The sequence below is a fragment of the Aeribacillus composti genome, from assembly GCF_007827555.1.
In the GTDB taxonomy this organism is placed as follows: domain Bacteria; phylum Bacillota; class Bacilli; order Bacillales; family Aeribacillaceae; genus Aeribacillus; species Aeribacillus composti.
The window spans coordinates 60,902-82,083 of the sequence record NZ_VISS01000018.1; the positions used below are offsets into that span (position 1 = coordinate 60,902).

General features: G+C 35.5%; 22 protein-coding genes, 4 tRNA genes and 1 pseudogene. 11 read left to right on the plus strand and 16 right to left on the minus strand.

What is annotated here, in order from left to right:
• Positions 1–31 precede the first annotated feature (31 nt).
• The 5 genes from FB379_RS10830 to FB379_RS10845 form a co-directional block, all read right to left on the minus strand.
• Complete coding sequence (locus tag FB379_RS10830; protein WP_242009321.1) at positions 32–706, minus strand: MgtC/SapB family protein; 675 nt, start codon at positions 704–706, stop codon at positions 32–34.
• A 371-nt stretch (positions 707–1,077) separates the two neighbouring features.
• Positions 1,078–1,200 carry a hypothetical protein gene (locus FB379_RS19005; protein ID WP_277874802.1) on the minus strand — a complete coding sequence of 41 codons (123 nt, stop codon included), beginning with the start codon at positions 1,198–1,200 and terminating at the stop codon, positions 1,078–1,080.
• 288 nt (positions 1,201–1,488) lie between these two features.
• Positions 1,489–3,243 (minus strand): DUF4097 family beta strand repeat-containing protein, encoded by a 1,755-nt coding sequence (locus FB379_RS10835; RefSeq protein ID WP_144597971.1) that lies wholly within the window; start codon positions 3,241–3,243, stop codon positions 1,489–1,491.
• On the minus strand, positions 3,224–3,748 hold the full coding sequence (locus FB379_RS10840) for a hypothetical protein (RefSeq protein WP_144597972.1): 525 nt from the start codon (positions 3,746–3,748) through the stop codon (positions 3,224–3,226). Before FB379_RS10840 ends, FB379_RS10835 begins: the two co-directional genes overlap by 20 nt.
• Entirely contained in the window at positions 3,741–4,208 is a 468-nt protein-coding gene (locus FB379_RS10845; protein WP_157727882.1) for a type IV pilus modification PilV family protein, read from the minus strand. Before FB379_RS10845 ends, FB379_RS10840 begins: the two co-directional genes overlap by 8 nt.
• A gap of 676 nt (positions 4,209–4,884) precedes the next feature.
• On the opposite strand from FB379_RS10845, the gene FB379_RS10850 reads away from it, so the two are divergent.
• The 9 genes from FB379_RS10850 to FB379_RS10890 all read left to right on the plus strand — a co-directional run bounded on the left by FB379_RS10850 (position 4,885) and on the right by FB379_RS10890 (position 14,136).
• Positions 4,885–6,276, plus strand: a complete 1,392-nt coding sequence (locus tag FB379_RS10850) for a G5 domain-containing protein (protein ID WP_158640185.1) — start codon at positions 4,885–4,887, stop codon at positions 6,274–6,276.
• A gap of 72 nt (positions 6,277–6,348) precedes the next feature.
• The gene (locus tag FB379_RS10855) at positions 6,349–8,004 is read left to right on the plus strand and encodes a GspE/PulE family protein (RefSeq protein WP_144597974.1); all 1,656 of its coding nucleotides are present in this window, start codon (positions 6,349–6,351) and stop codon (positions 8,002–8,004) included.
• A gap of 12 nt (positions 8,005–8,016) precedes the next feature.
• Positions 8,017–9,069, plus strand: coding sequence for a type IV pilus twitching motility protein PilT (locus FB379_RS10860; RefSeq protein ID WP_117017145.1), 1,053 nt, complete (start codon positions 8,017–8,019; stop codon positions 9,067–9,069).
• Positions 9,056–10,261 carry a type II secretion system F family protein gene (locus FB379_RS10865; RefSeq protein WP_144597975.1) on the plus strand — a complete coding sequence of 402 codons (1,206 nt, stop codon included), beginning with the start codon at positions 9,056–9,058 and terminating at the stop codon, positions 10,259–10,261. The genes FB379_RS10860 and FB379_RS10865 overlap by 14 nt, the downstream gene beginning before the upstream one ends.
• A gap of 187 nt (positions 10,262–10,448) precedes the next feature.
• On the plus strand, positions 10,449–10,847 hold the full coding sequence (locus FB379_RS10870) for a prepilin-type N-terminal cleavage/methylation domain-containing protein (RefSeq protein WP_144597976.1): 399 nt from the start codon (positions 10,449–10,451) through the stop codon (positions 10,845–10,847).
• A 117-nt stretch (positions 10,848–10,964) separates the two neighbouring features.
• Complete coding sequence (gene pilM, locus FB379_RS10875; RefSeq protein ID WP_144597977.1) at positions 10,965–11,963, plus strand: type IV pilus biogenesis protein PilM; 999 nt, start codon at positions 10,965–10,967, stop codon at positions 11,961–11,963.
• Positions 11,964–12,566 (plus strand): PilN domain-containing protein, encoded by a 603-nt coding sequence (locus FB379_RS10880; RefSeq protein ID WP_144597978.1) that lies wholly within the window; start codon positions 11,964–11,966, stop codon positions 12,564–12,566.
• Entirely contained in the window at positions 12,559–13,365 is an 807-nt protein-coding gene (locus tag FB379_RS10885) for a hypothetical protein (RefSeq protein ID WP_144597979.1), read from the plus strand. Before FB379_RS10880 ends, FB379_RS10885 begins: the two co-directional genes overlap by 8 nt.
• 18 nt (positions 13,366–13,383) lie before the next feature.
• Entirely contained in the window at positions 13,384–14,136 is a 753-nt protein-coding gene (locus FB379_RS10890; protein WP_144597980.1) for a prepilin peptidase, read from the plus strand.
• 143 nt (positions 14,137–14,279) lie between these two features.
• Here FB379_RS10890 and FB379_RS10895 read toward each other — a convergent pair whose 3' ends face one another.
• The 6 genes and pseudogenes from FB379_RS10895 to FB379_RS10920 all read right to left on the minus strand — a co-directional run.
• Positions 14,280–15,023, minus strand: a complete 744-nt coding sequence (locus FB379_RS10895) for a hypothetical protein (protein WP_144597981.1) — start codon at positions 15,021–15,023, stop codon at positions 14,280–14,282.
• 64 nt (positions 15,024–15,087) lie between these two features.
• A complete protein-coding gene (locus FB379_RS10900; RefSeq protein WP_144597982.1) occupies positions 15,088–15,615 on the minus strand; it encodes a hypothetical protein in 528 nt (175 codons plus the stop codon).
• Positions 15,603–16,085, minus strand: a complete 483-nt coding sequence (locus FB379_RS10905; RefSeq protein WP_158640186.1) for a stage II sporulation protein M — start codon at positions 16,083–16,085, stop codon at positions 15,603–15,605. The genes FB379_RS10900 and FB379_RS10905 overlap by 13 nt, the downstream gene beginning before the upstream one ends.
• A 32-nt stretch (positions 16,086–16,117) precedes the next feature.
• Entirely contained in the window at positions 16,118–16,801 is a 684-nt protein-coding gene (locus FB379_RS10910; protein WP_066247871.1) for an ATP-binding cassette domain-containing protein, read from the minus strand.
• Positions 16,802–16,813: 12 nt separating this feature from the next.
• A complete protein-coding gene (locus FB379_RS10915) occupies positions 16,814–18,169 on the minus strand; it encodes a hypothetical protein (protein WP_144597984.1) in 1,356 nt (451 codons plus the stop codon).
• A 489-nt stretch (positions 18,170–18,658) separates the two neighbouring features.
• Positions 18,659–19,009: pseudogene (locus FB379_RS10920) on the minus strand (protein rep); the annotation flags it as partial.
• A gap of 281 nt (positions 19,010–19,290) precedes the next feature.
• Between FB379_RS10920 and FB379_RS10925 the strand changes: the two are divergent.
• Positions 19,291–19,509, plus strand: coding sequence for a hypothetical protein (locus FB379_RS10925; RefSeq protein ID WP_133309202.1), 219 nt, complete (start codon positions 19,291–19,293; stop codon positions 19,507–19,509).
• 16 nt (positions 19,510–19,525) lie between these two features.
• Positions 19,526–19,759: a hypothetical protein gene (locus FB379_RS10930; RefSeq protein ID WP_066252204.1), complete on the plus strand. Its 234-nt coding sequence runs from the start codon at positions 19,526–19,528 to the stop codon at positions 19,757–19,759.
• 241 nt (positions 19,760–20,000) lie between these two features.
• Here the strand turns inward: FB379_RS10930 and FB379_RS10935 are convergent, their stop codons facing one another.
• From FB379_RS10935 to FB379_RS10955, 5 genes are all read right to left on the minus strand, one after another.
• The gene (locus FB379_RS10935; RefSeq protein WP_066252211.1) at positions 20,001–20,768 is read right to left on the minus strand and encodes a protein rep; all 768 of its coding nucleotides are present in this window, start codon (positions 20,766–20,768) and stop codon (positions 20,001–20,003) included.
• A 77-nt stretch (positions 20,769–20,845) separates the two neighbouring features.
• Positions 20,846–20,918, minus strand: a tRNA-Ala gene (locus tag FB379_RS10940).
• An 11-nt stretch (positions 20,919–20,929) separates the two neighbouring features.
• Positions 20,930–21,006 (minus strand) — tRNA-Pro (locus tag FB379_RS10945).
• Positions 21,007–21,009: 3 nt separating this feature from the next.
• Positions 21,010–21,086 (minus strand) — tRNA-Arg (locus FB379_RS10950).
• Positions 21,087–21,091: 5 nt separating this feature from the next.
• Positions 21,092–21,180 (minus strand) — tRNA-Leu (locus FB379_RS10955).
• Positions 21,181–21,182: the final 2 nt, after the last annotated feature.

The window sequence follows — 21,182 nt, forward strand, 5'->3', positions numbered from 1 at the left end:
TGCCATTTACAATATGGAAAAAACCCGCTCTTTAAAAAACTTTTTTAACTTCTTGAAATTTCAATAATTCGTTTATGATTTCAGGCATTTCATCTTTTGGAAGGCCAATTTCAAGTAAATATGAACGCTTCGCATGTTTAGTTTCTTTTGGCTTTGACAATGTAAAATGAATTTTATAAACAGAAATATTTAATTGTTCAAGTTTCCGAGTAAATTCCACCAAATCATCTTCTGGAAGATTAACTTGTATCCATTTTTTGCTTGACTTCTCAGCAAAAAAAGCCTCCACCTTATTGAGAAAGATCAAACTCAACAATACAATCAAGGTAGAAAAAATCGCCAACGGATACATTCCTGCCCCAACTACAAGGCCAAGTCCTGCAACAACCCAAATCGAGGCTGCCGTCGTTAATCCTCTTACCGTAACCCCTCTCACTAATATCGTTCCAGCACCTAAAAAACCAATGCCGCTAATGACATAAGAAGGAATTCTTGCTGGGTCAAAACGCATATTTTCATAACGATCCATATATTCTTCAAAGCCATAAAGAGACAGCAGCATCATCATGCAGGAGCCGACACCAACTAACAAATGCGTGCGAAAGCCTGCTGGATGCCGTTTAAATTCTCGTTCAAGGCCAATAAATCCACTTAAAATGACTGCTAAAACAATGCGAATTAACATAATTTTCCATTCCTCAGGCATTATCATTCCTCCTTACCATCCAAATGACTTTTTCTGTTTTGGCCATATATGAATTTTGAAATGATACAGTATTATACTTTCCCATTATATGCGATGAACCGTGCTCAATATTCAATCGTTCTTGAGTATGAGACTAAGAATGATATGAAACAAAAAAGCACTTTTAGAGCTGGCTTTAAAATCAAACGAAGCTTTCACTGCTCATATGCTTCAAGAATGGAAAAGTTTATGCTTCTGAAGTAGCGATCAATTAATTATACTCCGATTGAAGGTTTTAAAGAAAGCGAGCTTGATTGCAATAGATGCGGAGGATCTTCAGAAGAAGCGAGCTCTTAGTTGTTCGTAAATTTGTCGTTTTTGTTCGTTCTGTTTTAAGCTGTTTTGTCTGTTTGTTGTATATTTCCATTTACAAGAGGATAAAAGAGGCTTGAGCTTGTCAAACCGCATTGCAGCGAATAATCGTTTCGTCCATACTTTTTTACATGGATAAGCAAATCTCGCCTCCATCACTTTTATCAGATTAATTAAAACGGTTTGCATCATTCAAATCAATTAAAGATGTTTTTGTAACAGCAAAAATATCCATTTCGGCTTTCGACAATTTTCTCGAAAAATTGGCTTTTAGACTGTCATTTCTTAATTTTTCATTTTATGATCATAACGGAAAGTATTGCAACGGAAAAACATCACAAAAAGCTAAAAAAGAAGCCGATTCCTCCACCGCCTTCGCTATACACGAGAGGCGGTGGTCATATCGGCAAAAAAATTAAGATGAAAGGTATTTATTCTATGTCACGATTAATAATTTTAGGCGGATCTAAGTTTTTAATAACGGGCTCTCTAGACTTTATATCTGCATACGTATTGATAATTTCCGGATCATAAATAATTTGCAGCCTAGAAGGCTTGCCTATTTGGTTTTGTGCACCTTCAAAATAATCGTTATTCGTAATTTTTTGCGCCCCACTAAAATTTTGATTGCTGGCCCGTCCTCTTATCGCATTTAAAACAATGCGCCTCGCTGATATTCCTCCTTCTATACGAATATTTGAACCAACTCCAAACATTTCTAATGCTTGTTCTGAATAGAAAAACCCTTTAATATTACTAGGTTCATCCTGGTTAACGCTATTATTTCTTATGTTTATATTTCCATTTGCAAAAATAATTAACGAACCGTTTTGGCCTAATCCATTGATGCGCGAATATTCAATCGTCACATCCCCCATTACATACATAATAGAATTAAATTCCGCATCAGCCCCTCTAATCGTCAGATCACCGTTCACAAATATGGGGCCGTCCACCCGAATTTTGTCATAATTATTTGGGTTGTACGAATCAGACCCGTTGCCAATTGTTAAATCTTTCTCTATATAGGCCCCCTCCTTAAAGGTGGTCTGTCTGAATTGATTATTTGAATTGCGAATTGTTAATGAACCTGCAGTGGCAAAGCTTTTAAAAAGATTATTCCCAGTAAATGTGTAATTTCCATCGTATTTCTGATTACACCATAAAATACATTCATCATGACTCGCATAAACTTTGTCATTAGGCCGATTTTGGTTTGAGATTATTCTATTATTAGCTTTTATGATCGTTACACCGGGAGAATTATGTTTATAATAAAAAACCGATTTTTGTGCAGGAATTTGAATGTCATCACGGATCGGCTGCCTTTTTACAATAACCGGGGCTTGCCGATTGTAAAAAGCATCATCAATACGATCTGTTAGCTTTGTATAAGAACTTCCAAAATTAGAAGTTGTAATATGTTGTTCATATGTAGGGGTATGATTAAAGGTAAAAATATTTCCGCCAAGTAGTAAGTTTGCGTTTGCTTTTCCTTGTGTTGGTAAAATGCTCGGGTAAACGGACGCAATCCATTTCTCACCACTTAAATATGCATATCCGCGGTTTGTTATGATTAAATTCCCGTCTACCTTCATATCCCCTGTGATCGAAACTCCGCCGTGCAAAAACATATTTCCTTCACCAGGTATACAGGCATTTGGAGTTTTACATAATTTGTTGGCACCGAGCGCATAATGTAATGTCTCCAAAACAGATTGTGCACCAATTTCAACTTCTGAAATAACCGTTTTTTCCTTGCCATCAACAAATCCTCTGCTTAAAAAGGTTATCTTCTTCTTTAGCGGGTTTTCTTCACCATTTTCTATTACATTTTCTATATTTCGTATATATACTCGATATTCACCAGTTGCGCCAGTATTGTGAACACTATTTATCACGTCTTTATAGCGATTTAAAATCGTATTTAATTTCGTTATAAACTCGCTGCGGGTGATTCCTTCTTCTCCTAGTTCATTTTTCAAATCGCTTTGAATCTGATTCGTAATATGTTCAATTCCTTTATTGGCTAATTCACGAGCTTGAACATAATCCTCGCTTGTTTGATTTCTTTTCACTCCAGATAAAGCAACTGTCAAAACGGAAACAGACAAGACTGTAAATAGTAAAAAGATCAACATGGTTAAGATCAAGGAGTATCCTTTCTCATTCATTAAGATTTTCATTATTTTGCACTCCTTTTCGATCATTGATAATGCTCACAATACTTTTCAGTTTCATTGTTTGCTGTGTTTTAGCAGATTGTAAAACTAACAAAATTTCAAACACATCTTCTCGTTCAGTTTCTATCAATTTTGATTCGCGAGAAAGCACGATATTTCCGTTTGTTAACGACAATTCTTTGTTATTAATCACTACACGTGAATGTTCATGATCAAAACCAATTTTGCTGCCGTCATTTTTGATCAAAAAGTAATTCCCGCTTGGATCCGGCAATTTCCGCTCCTTAATCTCACTAACCTTTAACACAAACAGCTCATCAATTAAATGGGCGAGTATATAATCTGCTTCATCGCGCAATGCTGCTTCTTCCATAGCACGGTCATATGTTTTTAATCCGCTAAAAAGAACAGAGTAAGCGATCAGTCCGATAACAGAACCCAATAAAACCACTGAAAGAACTTCTACTAACGAAATTCCTTTACTAGAGGATATGATTTTTTTACTCATAGCTCACATACCCTTCAACCTTTGAAGTAATGGGTGTTTTTGAATTTTGTAAATTCACTTCAACAAGTACATTCATTAATCGAATCGCTTTTTCATTAGCAGTTTGACTGACCGTTACTTGAACTGCATACGTTTTATTATTTATAAGTGGAGAAAACAAAAGTTCACATTCATCGGGATCTGGACGGTTCGAGCAGCTGTCAGAAGTATAAACTTGCGGCTGATTAAAGCGATCATTATCTGGTTCATCAATATAAGAAAAAGGATTCATCTTAATTCTTTCCATTGTTGATTTCGCCAGATGAATTGCCACTAATTGATCATTGTTTACTACAGTTGTTTTATTTGTAAAAACAAAAAGATTAAGAAATGCCAAAATAATGATGGAAAGAATGACGAGAGAAATTAGTATCTCCACAAGTGTAAACCCGTCCATTTTCTTCACAATCTTCATTTTCATAGAATATTCACCCATTTTTTTAAATATTAAGTAATAGTCGCAATGGCTGTAGTGAATTGGAACTATATCCTCTGAAATTGGACTTTTTGACTAAAAAACCATTGTCTTAAACGAATCATAATAATAGAATGTAAGTATATGGAACATTTTTACTAAATCCGTAAAAATTTTTCTCTCCAAAATTTGCTATGATTATACAAAAATACATTATTTATTACTTTTATTTTACTTCAAAATAAAGCCTTTTAGACTAAAAGAAAACAATATTTTTACTATTTATTCAAATTTTTACATTTTATTGTGGATGAATCGCTGTAATTTTGCTATTATTATACAAAATATTTCATCTTCGTTGCTTTCATTTTACTCCAAAATAGGTCTTTTTAACTAAATAAAGCTGTATTTTTTACCTATTTTGTAAAATTTTATATTTTTACAGGCTGAATTAGACAAATCAATTGTACTTCTTCTTTTACTCATACGATGAAGAAACAAGCTCTAAGGAACTGGAGCCTTGCGCAATCAACCGCGCTTCTAAAAGATCCCGAATATTGGCATTGAAATGAAAAGTCAACCTTAGTAATATATATTTATTTGCCGGTTTCAGCCTTCTAAGCTTGATCAGACAAATGATACATAGAAAGGCAGGTTCTTTATGAGCAGGATGAAAAGGTTAATGGCTTTGTTTTTTTCTTTCATAATCGCTATATCAGCTGCGACCATTAGTTTCGGAACTCCCCATATCGCAAACGCTGCCTTTACAATTCCTGATGGTTCTACAGTCGGAGGAATTGATGTCGGTGGAATGACTGTTGATGAAGCTAAAGACATTTTATCAGATAAGATCAATGAGTGGAAAAATCAAAGTGATATGACGATTGAATCACCCACGGAAATATTAACCATTCCATCTGAAGATATTCAGTATGACCTGAATCAAACGATGGATCAATTGCTCGAAAAAACAAAAACACCGTGGTATGCCTTCTTTATTAAAAAAAAATCAGTTGATCTGCCGTTGGTTGTAAAAGTGAATATAACGGATGAAGAACTTTCAGAATGGCCGAACCATATTGATAAAGTCAAAACGATAGACAACATTGAAACAACGGCCTCTTATTTAGGAGAACATAACATTCAAGCGGTTTTAACAGAAGCAAACGAACAAAATGATGTAATTGCTGAAGCAAGCTGGAAAATTCCGAAAGACTATATCTTTTTAGATGAGTTAGTAGAAGAATTAAATGGAAAAAAGATAACACCTGGAAATTCATTTTCGTTTTTGCAGCAAGTGGCAAATGAGGTGAGTTATTTTAGGGAGGATGATGGAAATTTCGTCGTTTCTATGCTGTATTCTTTGCTCCTGCAAACAAATGTAGAGATTATTGAGCGCCATTCGCAGCGAGTAATTCCGGCCTATTCAAAAGCAGGGATTGAAGCAAAAGTCAGTCAAACAGATGATAAAGATTTCGTCGTTTCAAATCCTGGACCTTATATATACACAATTCAAGCTGAAAAAAACGGATCAAAATTGAAAATGGCGATCTTGTCCGCACCTCAAAAAACAAAATATCAATACAAAATTGAAAATAAAGAAGATATTCATTATCGCACCATCTATCGTTATAAAAAGGATTTACAGCCATGCTGCAAGCGCGTTATACAAAACGGTGTAAATGGTCAGCGAGTGGAAGTATACCGAGTGTCAGTAGCCGAAAACGGCGCGGAGCTTTCCCGTGAGTTGATTAGCACTGACTTTTACTTGCCTGTACCTGAAATCATTTTATTAGCATTACCTTCTTCTGAAAATCAAAATAATAATGCGAATAACGAAAATGACCAAACGAATTCGGACGATACAAATACGAATAGTAGCCAAGCGGATCCTAGTAATGCAAATGCTGATCATTCAACAAATACGGACCAAACGAAGCAAAAGGATATAAATACGGACAATGGTACCGACGGGACTGAAAGCATGGGGCAAGACCGTTTTCAAAGCGAAGAGGAATACGAAAAGCAATTAATGGAGGAAAGTGTGGAGGAAGAGCCGGAATATGTGAAATAAAGGCAACGCCGTTAGAGAAAAGGAAATCTGAATGAATATGATAAAGCCAGCATCTTTGGAGGTGAACGGAAATTGTCTAGAAAGCGTTTAGGAGACTTGCTTTTAGAAGCTGGACTCATTACAAATGAACAATTAAACCAAACATTAAAAAATAAGTCACCGGATGAAAAATTAGGGGATGCCCTGCTGAGAGAAGGTTTTATTACCGAGCAGCAGCTGATTGAAGTATTGGAGTTCCAATTAGGAATACCGCATATTAATATTTATCAATATCCAATTGATCAGGATGTTCTTCAATTAATTCCAAAAGAGCTGGCAAAAAGGCATTATGTGATGCCAATCCGAAAAGATAAAAATAAACTTTTTGTTGCAATGGCGGATCCGATGGACTATTTTGCTATAGAAGAATTGAGAATGGCAACAGGATGCCATATTGAACCCGCTATTGCGACAAAAGATGAATTATATCGAACGATCACAAAATATTATGATCTTCAAGAATCGATGGAAGAGATCATGAGTGATCTTTCACCAAAGGATTCAATGGATGAAGCAAAAGTAACGGATGAAGATTCTCCTGTTGTTCGTCTTGTCAACCAAATCATTGCCAACGGTCTTGCCCAGCGTGCCAGTGATATCCACTTTGACCCGCAAGAAACGGACGTAAAGGTCCGCTACCGGGTCGACGGCATTTTACGTTTAGAGCGGTCACTGCCAAAACATATGCAAAATGTCATCATTGCCCGGATTAAAATTATGGCAAACTTAAATATTACAGAAAATAGATTGCCGCAGGACGGCCGAATTAAAACAACGATTAATTTTAAACCGGTGGATATTCGTGTCGCCACGCTGCCGACAATTTTTGGCGAAAAAGTCGTGATGCGGATTCTTGATTTAAGCAATGTATTAAACAGTGTGGAAAAAATCGGTTTTACAGATGAAAATTTGGAAAAATTTATTACTATGCTAAAGCAGCCAAATGGAATAATATTAATCACTGGACCTACAGGATCCGGAAAGTCGTCGACATTGTATGCAGCTTTAAATCAGTTAAATTCAGAGGATGTAAATATCATCACGGTTGAAGATCCTGTCGAATACCAGATCGAAGGAGTCAATCAAATTCAAGTAAATGAAGATATCGGCCTGACATTCGCCAATGGGCTTCGCTCGATTTTGCGCCAGGACCCGGATATTATTATGATCGGCGAAATTCGTGATACAGAAACAGCACAAATTGCCATTCGGGCGTCACTTACAGGTCATTTAGTATTAAGTACTCTACATACGAATAGTGCAGTTGCTGCTTTAACGAGATTAATCGATATGGGCATTGAACCGTATCTCATATCGTCTTCAATCATTGGCATTGTAGCCCAGCGTTTAGTTCGACGAGTGTGCCGGGATTGCCGCGAAATCGTCCGCCCGACTGAAAGAGAAAAAGAAATTTTTGCGAATAGAGGCCTTGAAATCGAGACGGTTGCAAAAGGCAAAGGCTGTCCGAGCTGCAACATGACCGGCTACCGCGGGCGCCTAGCCATTCAAGAGGTATTGCCGATCGATGCGGAGATTCGTGAACTCATCATGAATAATACGTCAACTTCTTATTTGCAAAATTTTGTACGGGAAAAAGGATTAAAATTTTTAATCGATGACGGTTTGCTGAAAGTAAAAGAGGGATTAACGACAACAGAAGAAATTTTACGCGTCGCTGTCCTCGAGTAGGAGGTGGGCTTCATGTCATACAATATATCAGATTTACTTAAAAAAGCTTTTACGGATCATGCTTCAGACCTCCATTTAATTGTCGACTCTCCTCCGGTTTTTCGCATAAACGGCGAGCTAAAGCCTTATGGAGACCATTCATTGTCTAAAAACGACACGGAAAGAATGGCAAAAGAGCTTATTCCGGAGACGATGTGGGATACGTTCGAGCAGCAGGGCGAGCTTGATTTTAACTATGAATTAGAGGGAATTTCACGGTTTCGATTAAACGCTTTTCGCCAACGCAATCATATAAGTGTCGCGATCCGGGTTATACCGACGAAGATCCCAACGATCGCAGAGCTTAAAATACCTTCCATTGTCGAGAAATTGATGGAAAAGCCCCAAGGGTTAATTCTCGTCACGGGACCAACCGGTTCAGGTAAGTCAACGACATTGGCAGCGATGATCGATTATATTAATCGAAACTATTCCAAACATATTATTACATTAGAAGATCCAATAGAATATATTCATTCCCATAAGCGATCCATTATCAATCAGCGGGAAATTGGTTCAGATACGAAAAGCTTTGCAAACGGACTGCGCGCATCTTTAAGGCAAGACCCGGATATTATTTTAGTGGGGGAAATGCGGGATCTTGAGACGATATCGACAGCTATTACTGCTGCTGAAACAGGTCATTTAGTGCTGGCCACATTGCACACAAGCAGTGCAGCTCAGACGATCGACCGGATCATAGATGTGTTCCCGCCCCATCAGCAAAGGCAAATTCGCCTTCAAGTAGCAAACGTTTTGCAAGGAATCATATCACAGCGCCTTTTTCCGCTAAAGGACGGATCCGGGAGAACGGTTGCGACGGAGATTTTAATTAATAATCCTTCCATTTCAAACTTGATTCGCAATGAAAAAATTCATCAAATCCACAATGTTTTGCAAACGAATAGAGCTCAAGGAATGCATACATTGGAAATGTCGGTTCAAAGCTTATTAAGCTCAGGAAAAATTTCTTACGAAAGCGCCATGCCATATATCAATAAAGGTGATGAAAATGGCTATCTATAAATATGTCGGTCGTACGAAAACAGGACAGCTAAAGAAAGGTACGATTGATGCACTAAATAAAACAAATGCGATAGCAAAATTAAGAGAACAAGGAATAAGCCCCCGTGAGATCAATGAAGCAAAAGGCTTGATCTATAAGGAAGTATCGATTGGCAGACCTGTGAAAAACCAACATTTTGTCATTTATTGCCGGCAATTTGCAACACTGATCCGTGCAGGAGTTTCTATTGTAGATTCAACGAATATTTTATCAAAGCAGACGGAAAGCAAAGCATTGGCCAAAGTATTGGCTGAGATTGAAACGGAATTGCGGACAGGAAATGCTTTTTCAGATGCCGTGAGCAAATATCCGAAAATTTTTCCGCCCATTTTTGTCAATATGGTTCGGGCAGGGGAAGCCAGCGGGAGTTTGGACGAAACATTGGACAGGCTGGCGGCTTATTTTGAAAAGCAATACGATTTGAAGAAAAAAATTCAATCAACCCTTGCTTATCCAATCACATTAATCATTATCATTGTTGCAGTTGTTGTGTTTCTGATGCTAACGATTGTGCCTAAATTCACCGAAATTTTTGCCCAATTTGACAGCGAACTGCCTGCCATTACGAAATTCGTAGTTGGCGCAAGCCATGTAGTTCAAAACTTTTGGTGGATTGTACTTCTCGTCTTATTAGCAGCGATTCTTGCTTTCAGCTTGTTAATGAAGAGCAATAAAGCCTTTTATTACACTGTCCATGTTATTTTGTTAAAGATGCCTGTTTTCGGCAAATTGCTGCAAAAATCAGCTATTGCAAGAATGACGCGGACATTATCATCCCTTTTTTCTAGTTCAGTGCCGATTTTACAAGCATTAACTATTGTTGAGCGGGTTGTTAACAATCCAGTCATTGGAAAAGTTGTGTTGGACGCACGTGATAGTTTAGAAAAAGGAGACCGCTTGTCCGAACCGTTTAGAAAAAGCTGGGTGATCCCGCCGCTCGTCACCCATATGACGGCGATCGGCGAAGAGACTGGTTCATTAGATTTCATGTTAACCAAAATAGCTGATTTCTATGAAGCGGAAGTTGACCGCAGCGTTGAAATTTTGAAATCGCTGATCGAACCGATTATGATCGTCATTTTAGCCTTTGTCATTGGGACAATTGTTCTTGCCATTATGATTCCTATGTTTAGCATTTATCAGCAAATGTAAATAGATGACAAAGCTTGCAGCATTAAAGCATGTCTAAAGAAACGTATTGTACTAGATTCCAAAAAAATTCCTTTAGGGGGTGGTCAAGAAATCGAGTTAATAAAGTTTACGGGAACATAACAAGCGCTTGTCGTTTTGCTTTATGAAAGTTAATTTATGAAAACTAAAAACAAAGGAGGAATATGAAATGAGAAAACATGTAAAACTTCTCAAAAAAGAAAAAGGGATGACATTAATTGAGCTATTGGCTGTTATTATCATCATTGCAATCATACTAGCTATTGCAATCCCGATTATTGCAAATGTCATTGGCAATTCTAAAGAACGGGCTACTGTATCAGAGGCATTAAATATTATTTCAGCTGCCAAGCTAAAATATGCAAAAGATAATACTTCTGGTTCAAAAACTTATACTGCCGATGAACTTGAAGAGTATATTGATTTTGAAACAGCTAATCCAAATTTCAAAGTTTCATTTGAAGAGAAAAAATGGAAAATTTCTGGTCATCCTGCAAATGATATAAATGGTGTTGGTGATCCTGCTACTGAAGGACGACTACGAGCTTTCTTAAATGAAGATGATTAAAGAATCTTTTTCGTTTTAACTTGGAACATGTAAACATAATAATTTGCCTGAATACTTTCTATCAAAAGCTGAAGTATTTCTCTTTTCCAAAATATTTGGTCACAGGAGGGTTCGCCTATGCTCACTTTTCTTTCGGCTAAAAAAACAATCAACTTAGTCATCGATGATTACGCGCTTCGGATGGTGGATCATTCCGGCGGCGATTTAACAAATATTAAACATTTCAAAGAAAAGTCTATACCGAACGGCCTGTTAGAGCATGGGCGAATTCTTGATGAGATGGAGTTTTATCATTTTATGAAGGAGACCGTCAAAGAGTGGGGAATCAAAAGACGGAATGTCCAGTTTTATGCGCCTGATTCCCTTGTCATTATGAGAAAGGTAAAGTTTCCTGCTCATTTAAAAGATAAAGAAATCAACGGCCACTTTATTATGGAATTAGGACATACACTTTATCTTCCATTTGACAATCCAATCTTTGATGTATCACCATTGCCTGGAAAGGCTGATACCCAAACAGAACGCGAAGGGCTTCTTTTTGCCGTTCCAGAAGATGAAATGAGAAAATATACGGAAATTTTAATTGATGCAGGACTGAAGCCAGTAGCTGCTGATATTCGTTCCATCGGCGTATATCGGTATTTCCAATATACATATATGACAAAAAATACAGATGAAGCATATTTATTTTTGGAGTTGAATTTAAACTCAATCATGATCAGTATTTTTTCGGAGAACCAGCCTGAATTTTTAAGATTTCAAGATTTAGATATTCAAATGAACGATTGGACAAGCTACCAATACGATGATGATCTGCTCACCTGGACGTATAATGGTGACGAAGCGCAATTTTTAGGTTTAATTGATGATCAAATAATGGAATTGGAGCGGATGATGAATTTTTACCGCTACTCCATTCATAAAGGTCAGAAAGCTGTATCGAAAATTATGCTGTTAGGAGATTTTCCAAACTTAGATTTGATTAGAAAAAAAATAGAAGGTCAATTTCAAATTCCCGTTACGATTTTAGATGCTTACCTTTCTCCTGAAAAAATGGATAAAGTTCCTCGTCATTTTATACCTGCTTTAGGGCTTGCCTTGAAAGGGGGAAGTTAAGTGATCCCTGAAATAAATTTATTGCCGAAATCCGAAAGACAAAGTTCGACGGTTTTGATTATTTTTATCTCTTTTCTTGTTATTTGGTTAATCTGTTTATCGATCATTGTTTATCAATATATTCATACGAAAAATGAGAAAAAACTGGCCGATACGAGAATTGAAAATTTAAAAATGGATAAGGAAATTTTAGAAACTCAAGTAGAAAATCAAAAAAATGGACAATCAGGCAGCTTAGAAGAAGCGGTCGCTAAAACAGAGGAATTGACCGCACCTACCTCACATTTCATTGAAGAATTGCTGGAATTGCTGCCAAATCATAGCTATTTAAGCCATTATGAATATGAAAATAAACAATTGTCGATCCAAACCCAATTCGAATCATTGGATGTTGCCGCATCTTATGTTTCAAAGCTCGTCTCTTCCCCTCTTTTTACAAATGTAAGGATCAAAGAAATTAAAACCTTCACATTTGAAGAAGCTTCAGATGAACAAGTGGATGAAGAAATGTTCAAGGAGATTCCGAGATATGATGTGAATATTATTCTTGAGACTCATTCTTCGGCGTTAGAGGACGAAAACGGGGGTGAAGAAGATGAGTGATTTCCTCCAAGAAAGGAAAATCTTTTTTTATTGTTTAATCGTTTTACTGTTTTTGCTTATTGGCGTTGTGTATATGTATACGGTAAAGCCTTTGAAAGACGATGTTGCGCTTGCACAGTTAGATGCCAATCAGCTTGAAGTGGAAATGAAGCAATTGGAAGCACAATTAAATAAAAGTAAAACGGATAAGGAAGAAAATACTGCTCAATTAGAGAAAAAAATGCCGTTAAGCCGCAATATGGACCAGCTGCTGCTTGATTTACAGGAAGCGGAATACGTCAGCGGCAGCCAAATCCAGAACATTTCCTTTAAGGATGAGCAAACGCTGTCTGAATCGGAATTATTATCGGAAAACATTAAAACAGATGCGAACAATACGAACGAAAATAAGGAGCAAAATGAGTCAACCGAAATGGAGTCTGCAGCCAATCAATCTGAAAATGAAAATGCGGATGCTCCGTCTAATCAAAGCGAAAACCAATCAGCTTCCAACGAAACGACAGAGAAAGAAAAATATAAAAACGTGAAGCTAATAACCTTTAATCTGTCGGTTGTTTCACCAGATTTCAAGCATTTTTTACAATTTTTACAAGAAATAGAAAAATTGGAGCGAATCACCCGAGTGGACGTCCTTTCATTCACAAAACCGGGGGAAAAGGAGCTTTTAGAGGACGAAACGAATCAAACTATTACGATGGAAATTCAATTAACTACTTTTTATTTTGATTCAACAGATAAAAATCATTCATCAGAAACAAATAAGGAATCGCAAAATGATAAAAACAGCCCTGAACACTAATGTACGAGGAGTTTGGCAATGGTTTTCGTTTACCTTTTTTTCTTTGTTATCGGAATCATTTTCGGGTCTTTTTTTAATGTTGTCGGTCTTCGCATCCCGAAAAAACGCTCAATCGTTCAGCCGAGGTCGCACTGCCCGCATTGTGGCCATTTCTTATCCTGGTATGAATTAATACCCATCTTTTCATACTTGCTTCAAAAAGGAAAATGCCGCAGCTGCCGTGTTCCGATTTCGGCTATTTACCCAGTGATGGAGCTGATCACAGGTTTACTATTTGTTTTTAGTTTTTACAAAATTGGATTTAACGAGGAGCTTTTAGTAGCACTATCCTTTGTTTCACTCCTGATCATTATTACGGTGAGTGATTTATCTTACAAATTGATTCCGAATCGAATTTTAATCTTTTTCTTCATTCTATTTGTTCTCCTGCGGACCTGGATTCCGCTTCATCCTTGGTATGATTCGATAATTGGAATGACTGTCGGTTTTATCCTTCTTTATATCATTGCCATTGTAAGCAATGGCGGAATGGGAGGCGGAGATATTAAACTATTTGCTGTTTTAGGATATGCTTTAGGTCTTAAAGGAGTGTTATTAGCTTTTTTCCTGTCTACCTTGATTGGGGCATTATTCGGTCTATTTGGCATCATCACGAAACAATTAAGCCGTAAATCGGCGATACCATTCGGACCTTTCATAAGTATTGGAGCCGTGCTTTCATATTTTTATGAAACGGAAATTTTCCATTGGTATATTCAGTTAATCATATAATGGACAAAAGAGAACAGGTCTGACTTTTCTTTTCTTTTGATATGAAGCAAAAGTATTTTTAACAGCTAGCCTAGCGAGCTAAACGGCCTTTTCAAAATCTTTACAATGGTGATAATGCCATCCATAACAACGATAAATGTTAATTAATAGGTTACACGCTCTCTTTTCTTGTTGAATATATAAACACTCAAAGCTTGCAGAAGGAATATATACGCTAAATATATGGCAATGGAAAATAATATGTTATATCCCTTATCAATTCCCGAAGACGGCAAATGGAAATAAGAAGAAATATCTAAATGATTGAATATAACGTAATCAAAAACAGCAAATTTACGCAGAAATGCAAAAACCGCAATTTTTGCAATCTCCACAACAAAAAGCATGGAAAAAATAAACATATACTTTTTGAATAGAACAGCCAAAAACATAGATAATGTTACATAAAAAATTGCGGTATAGGACTTCGCAATAAGTAATAACAATGCATGATAAAAAATATCATGATGAAATCCATAAAGTATGATAACGATTATGCTAGTCAATAATACAATGATTCCGTTGCAAATAAATACGAACAAATAAGAAGCGTATATTTTATGTAAAATCATTTTACGGGTGCTTTTATTTTTTTCAAAAACTCCATCTTTCATGATTGAAGCAGCAGAGCAAAAAATATAATATAGCAAGGCAATTAGGGCAATGATATCGACAGAGAAGCTTTGGAAAATCAATGACTCCGATTCTTCCGATAAAGCATCCTGTACAGACTTCATATTCTCATTGCTAAGTATGAAATATTGCAGTCCGCATCCTATCATGATTGCAGCAAGTATAACATAAATTGGTTTGTGATGAGAAAAATACATTTTTATTTCATTAACCATTTTCCTATCCTCTCATATATTCAAGAATGAAGAAAATTTTATCCAAGTTCCTCTGAATCGTTTTTTATAGTGAATTGAAATTAATGAATAAAACTAGAGCATTTATTACGATTAAAAACATACACAATAATAGCGCCTTTTTGGAATCGATGATATTTTTTTTAACAATGATGAATATATATATTACGTTTACAATAATCGTTATGAAAATTTTTGCGTATATATTCGTTGAAATATTGTAAACATACTCTTGATGAATAAAGTTTGTGATAATGATCGTAATGGAAAATGGCAAATATCCAATCATTAAATAAAAAAAGCTTGAAAATATGGATGGATATTTCTGCGGTTTAAATAATAGTATGATAAATCGATAGATAAAAGCTTGAAAGAAAAGAAAAACAATCGAAAAGATCATTATGACAAAATTTAGGAATACAAACATGATTTCTTTCGTTTTAAAAATGTTCATTTCATAGATTACACTGCCTTGATTCATGATCATGTATTGACTGATAAATTGTATGGATAATAAATACCAAAGCGTAAACAGTATTAATAATATTTTTTCATTTGCTTTTAATTTAACCATTTATGTCCCCCCAGAAATTCAAAAGCATAATATTCCACTATGGCTGCAACAAAGTAAACAGCTATCATTGTCAGCAATAACATACAAACAGCCTTTATATTTTCTTTGTTTATTTCTTTTTTTAACACAGTTTTATAAAAACCTTTCATTCTTTTCGAAGCGATGATACATATGATCCATCCTACTATTTCTATCGGCGTATGGAAAATTAAAGTCATGAAAGTTTTATATACGCCAAAGAGCTCTATGCCAAAATATATGTTTAACCCTAAAAAAAATGAATTATATAAAATAATCGGATAAGATATGAAACTTGTTAGCAGAACTAACATAATGCCGATTGAGGCGTTATTGAAAAAAATATCAATAAAATTTAGATCGAGAGCTTCCCTTTTTAAATCGACTTCTAATAATGCGCCAAAGAAGAATCCTGCCAATAAAAAACCAAATATAAGCAGAGGAATTTTCATGAACTCTTCCCTTTTTATGACGAACTGACGATTCATCTATACTGCTCCTGTTCTAAATCTAAATAATGAAATATATTTTTTTTATAACTTTGAGTATTTACGTTTGTAATCTGCTTAATCGTTTTGCTATCTTCCATCACAATGCACTGCTTAGTGTACCTTTCGATATCATGAAAATTATGGGTAGTGATGATAATTGTGAAGTTAAACTTATTTTTTCTGAGCAGCTCTTTAAAATTCATTTCAGATTTATAATCTAAACCGTTAAATGGCTCATCAAATATTAAAATATCTGCATTGGACATAAATCCCATTAATATTATCAATTTTTGCTTTTGCCCTAAAGAAAGACCCTTTAACTTGTTCGGTAAAAATTCTTTAATATTCAATACTTCAAATTCGTTTAATAGCTCTTCAAGCTCTTCTTTATTTTTATTATGAATTCGTGAATGTAACTCGAGAAACTCTTGTGCTGTCAATTCATCAAAAACTAAATATTCAATATCCAAGTAAACGATTTTCTTATTACGATTTAAGCTCTTAACAGAAGCATTTTCCGTTTTGATTATATTCGACAATATTTGCACGGTTGTAGTTTTGCCCACGCCATTTGGCCCGACAATGGCTGTCACTTCATTTTCAGGTATTGAAAAAGATATATGATCTAAAATTTTTTTCTCCCCTATGCTATACGTTAAATTTTTAATTTCTAACATTTATTTTTTACCTCACTTATGTAATTCGTCAAAAAAGCTCTTCCTCCAATAATGCGCCAATATTGACACACAAAATAGTATGACGGAAACGAGCAGCAACATCGTTGTAGCTAAGCTGGAGCTCTTTATGCTGCTACTGTTTACAAGAATGCTAATAATGGCACTGGGAACAAACGCTATTAATAATACGTTGGATAAACCTTTTTTTGTGTGTATAAACAAATTAGGCAATTCACTTTTCTTCAATATTTTTCTCGTGATTAAAATGATTAGTTCATCTGCCTTAATGTCTAATATGTATACAAGCATCAGCAGGAAAGCATAAATATATTGCTGATTTAAAATGAGATAACAGAGGTGAAATAGTAAAACGGGCAATAATAAGAAGAAATTATTTAAGTTAATATTCATCATAAACTCAGATTGAATTTTTTTGTCTAAAGACTTTAAATAAAACAAATAATAACCATAAGTTTCCATAGTTAAAAAATCAATAAATTTGATTTTTACAAAAAGAGATGAAATTAAATAGGATATGATTATCAGTGATTCTTCGATATTGCTGATGAAAACAAACAAGCTGGATGTGATCTGTATCAAAGTCAAAAATATGAAGGGTATAAAAAATAGTTTGAAATAATGGATTAATTGTTTTTCCTGGAAAATTCGTGTAGTAGCTTTAATATATCTTAATAAAAAATAGTTAGATATTAACAGAATTAATAGAAAAGCCACCCATAAAAATAATAAAACCTCGATTTTATTGCTTGCACTCGCGAAGCTAAAACCTGCTTTTTGCGATACTTCTTGAATGATTTGATAACTTAACAATATTACAAACATGAGACGAGCCATTTTTAAAATATTTAATATGTATTGAAATTCTGATATTTTAGCAAACAAAGAAAGATAAATGATTATACAGCTTAAAATAAATAAGATCAAAAAAAGTTGTTTATCTAAAAATGTATAATATATAAACTGTATCAGTATCCATGTATAAACGTTTTTAAAATTAGCAGTGATTACATAAAAAATAGACGGTATTAATCCATAAACTTTTTTAAATCCTTTTGGAACTTCAAATCTTAACAAATTTATAATGACAAATAATTCCATTAAATATTTTGCGATTAAAATTTCCCATTTATAGTCATTTAATATACGATGAATATGTACATTTTGAGAAGGGTCTAGTAAAAGAATAATCCCTAATAATAAAATATTTGACGCTGCATAAAAGTATATATAATATTTCGCCAGATATTTAAATTCAGGTAAAATTTTTTCAAATTTTTCATACAAATTGCTTTGATATGCTCTTAAAGCATTGATTGCAATAAGAAAAAAAATTCTTACATATGACATAGTCTGCACCTCATCAATAAAACCATAAAACGAAATTTAGAAACAATGTTCATTACGCGATGTTTATCTATTTTCTTAAATTTTTCCTAAAAAATAATGAAGCTGCTGAGCCATTGTATAGCTGAACTCATATTTAAACTCTCACTTTCTCTTCATCTGATCAATTAAATAATATTACCAAATATACCATTGATCAACCATATTTAGCGATTTATTAGAAATTCTCCCATTTTTTATGTTTCGATCGATATCGATAGTTTTGTTTGCCCCCATCGCTATACACTTTTCGGATCATACTAACGGCTTCAAAGCACTATGTTAAGCAACACAAAAAAATGTGCTCCTTATGCTCCCTTCGGTCCGCTACCGCACATTTTAATTGACAACCGCCATGCGTCACCTTCTTCCCTCTAGTGACCCGCCGAGCAATAAAAAAAGATACGAAAATCATCTCCCGTATCTTCTGTATCTCTAATTTTCTACACCCTATTAATCTCTCTTTATCACATAATTTTTTAAACCGATATGCCACTTGCCAATCACATCAAAAGCACCGTTTGCTACTTCGTCATTTTCGGAGATATAGACTAAATCTCCATCTTCTGCATCTCCCAAATTCAATTCCTTGTGGATCTGTTTCAGCAAACCACCATAACCGATTAATCGCTTATATGCCAAGGCGTTGTCTAACACCAAAACGGTTTCCACATTTTCATCCGTGACCTTATTCCCTTTAATGACATCCGTATCTTTGACTGGATACTTAGAAACTTCCAAAATAGCATTTTGTTCTCTGATAGCTTTTTTAAAATCTTTCTCGTATTCTTCTAAGTCTTTTTTATATCTTTTCCAAACCACCTCAAGCATCAAACAAACAGCAATGAAAGCAGCTAAAATAATCGTCGCTGTAGCAAAGGAAGTATGCTCTCTAATGTTGTACATTATCAATCCCAAAAACCACACGTTATAAAAAGTAAAACGTTTTTTCCTATCTTTAATTCAAACCCTTCTAAATTTTCGACTAATTCTAATTAAATCATATCCAAAGTATCCCAAAAAAGACTTATATTTGTTTATAGTAGTAGTATATGGGCCCATATAATTCCAGGAAAGGATGTTTTTTGATTGAAAAAGAGTGTGAAAGTAAAGGAGATAATGCTATGATTGTGAAAAAGAAGAAATTTGGTTTTTTAGTGAAGATTATATTGGTAGCTTTATTGGTTGCCCCACCTCTGTTAGGATCAACAAGTTTTTTGGGATTTAATAAATCAAGTAATGTTGCTCATGCAGCAGAAAAGAGAGTTGTAGTAGGGTCTTATACTTTATCCAAAGCTCAATAAAGAGTTGGCTAATAATATGAAAGCAATAAAAGGTAATAGTAATCTAAAAATTGTTATTTTAGCTATTGCTACTAAATGGGGTGGAGTTGCTGGATGGGCTTCTGCATTAGCAACACAACTGAGTTCTAATTCTCTTTATAAAAAAGAAGTTATAAATGCTGCAAAAAAAGGAAAGAGATTAAAAATAACTGATTATAAAAATTACCATACATCCTATTCAGTACAAATAAAATACACGATTGTAAAATAATTTAAAATGGGGCGAGATTATGAATAAAAACTCACTGATAGCATTTTTAAAAAGTTATATTAGCCTCGCGGCTATAATGTTATTGATTTATTTAATCTTAGGTCCATCTGAAAATGTATCTTTGATTTTTGTTATGGCATTAGGGCTACCAATAACGGCAATAATGGTCTTTACAGGATGGGACAAAAAGTTAAAAAAACATCTACCTTAGTAAGAAAAGCAGGCTCTAGGCCTGCTTTTCTTACTTGATTATGTAATTCTTTATGCCAGGATGCCAATAAGCCATAACCTCAAATGCAGCGTTTGCCACCTCATCATTTTCTTCCTCAATCTTAACCAGATCGCCGTCCTCTGCATCACCGAGATTCATTTCCTTATGTATCTCCTTCAAAATGCCACCATATCCGATTAGTCGCCGAGCCGACAGCGCGTCGTCCAGATAGTAGACCGTATCCAAATTGTCTTCAGTCACCTTGTTGCCGCGGACAAGATCTGTATCCTTCACAGGGTACTTTGAAATTTCCAAAACAGCTTTTTGCTCCTCTATAGCCTCTCGCACTTCACTCTCGATCTGTTCAGCATCAATCTTGGTTTTCCCTTTGCCCCGCTGTATATGTACAATCGGCGTGTAATCAAGTTTCATTGCCTTTTTCCAAAGGCTTGTCCAATCTTTTTGACTAATATATAACTTGCCTGTGAAATAACTTTTCTTTACTGGTAATAACACATGAAAATGTGGATGATATGTATGTTCTTCATGATTTTTCGTGATTTCTAAAGCTCGAAAATACCCAAGGACGGCTGCATCAAATCGCTTGTACTTCGTCAAACGATTAAACCCCTTCATCATATCGGAAATCGTTTGGCGAAGCTCTCCTCCCTCGACATTCCGAACTGTCAGTGTGAGAAATAACCAAGCACAATGATATCGCCGATTGGCTTCCTCAACAATCAATTTATTGTGATATGCAATTTTTAACGACCTGCGCCAGGCATGTCCATTTTTCATGGGCAATAAAAAAACCTTAGGAATCTCCCTAAGGTTCAGTGGATTATTGGAATTGGTTGTATAAATAAATATTTGGATGGAGCCTAGCGGGATCGAACCGCTGACCTCCTGCGTGCAAAGCAGGCGCTCTCCCAGCTGAGCTAAGGCCCCTTTAAATTCCCTGGTCGGGAAGACAGGATTCGAACCTGCGACCCCATGGTCCCAAACCATGTGCTCTACCAAGCTGAGCTACTTCCCGATATGGCGCGCCCGAGAGGAGTCGAACCCCTAACCTTTTGATCCGTAGTCAAACGCTCTATCCAATTGAGCTACGGGCGCCAATATGGTGCCGAGGACCGGACTTGAACCGGTACGGTAGTCACCTACCGCAGGATTTTAAGTCCTGTGCGTCTGCCAATTCCGCCACCCCGGCAG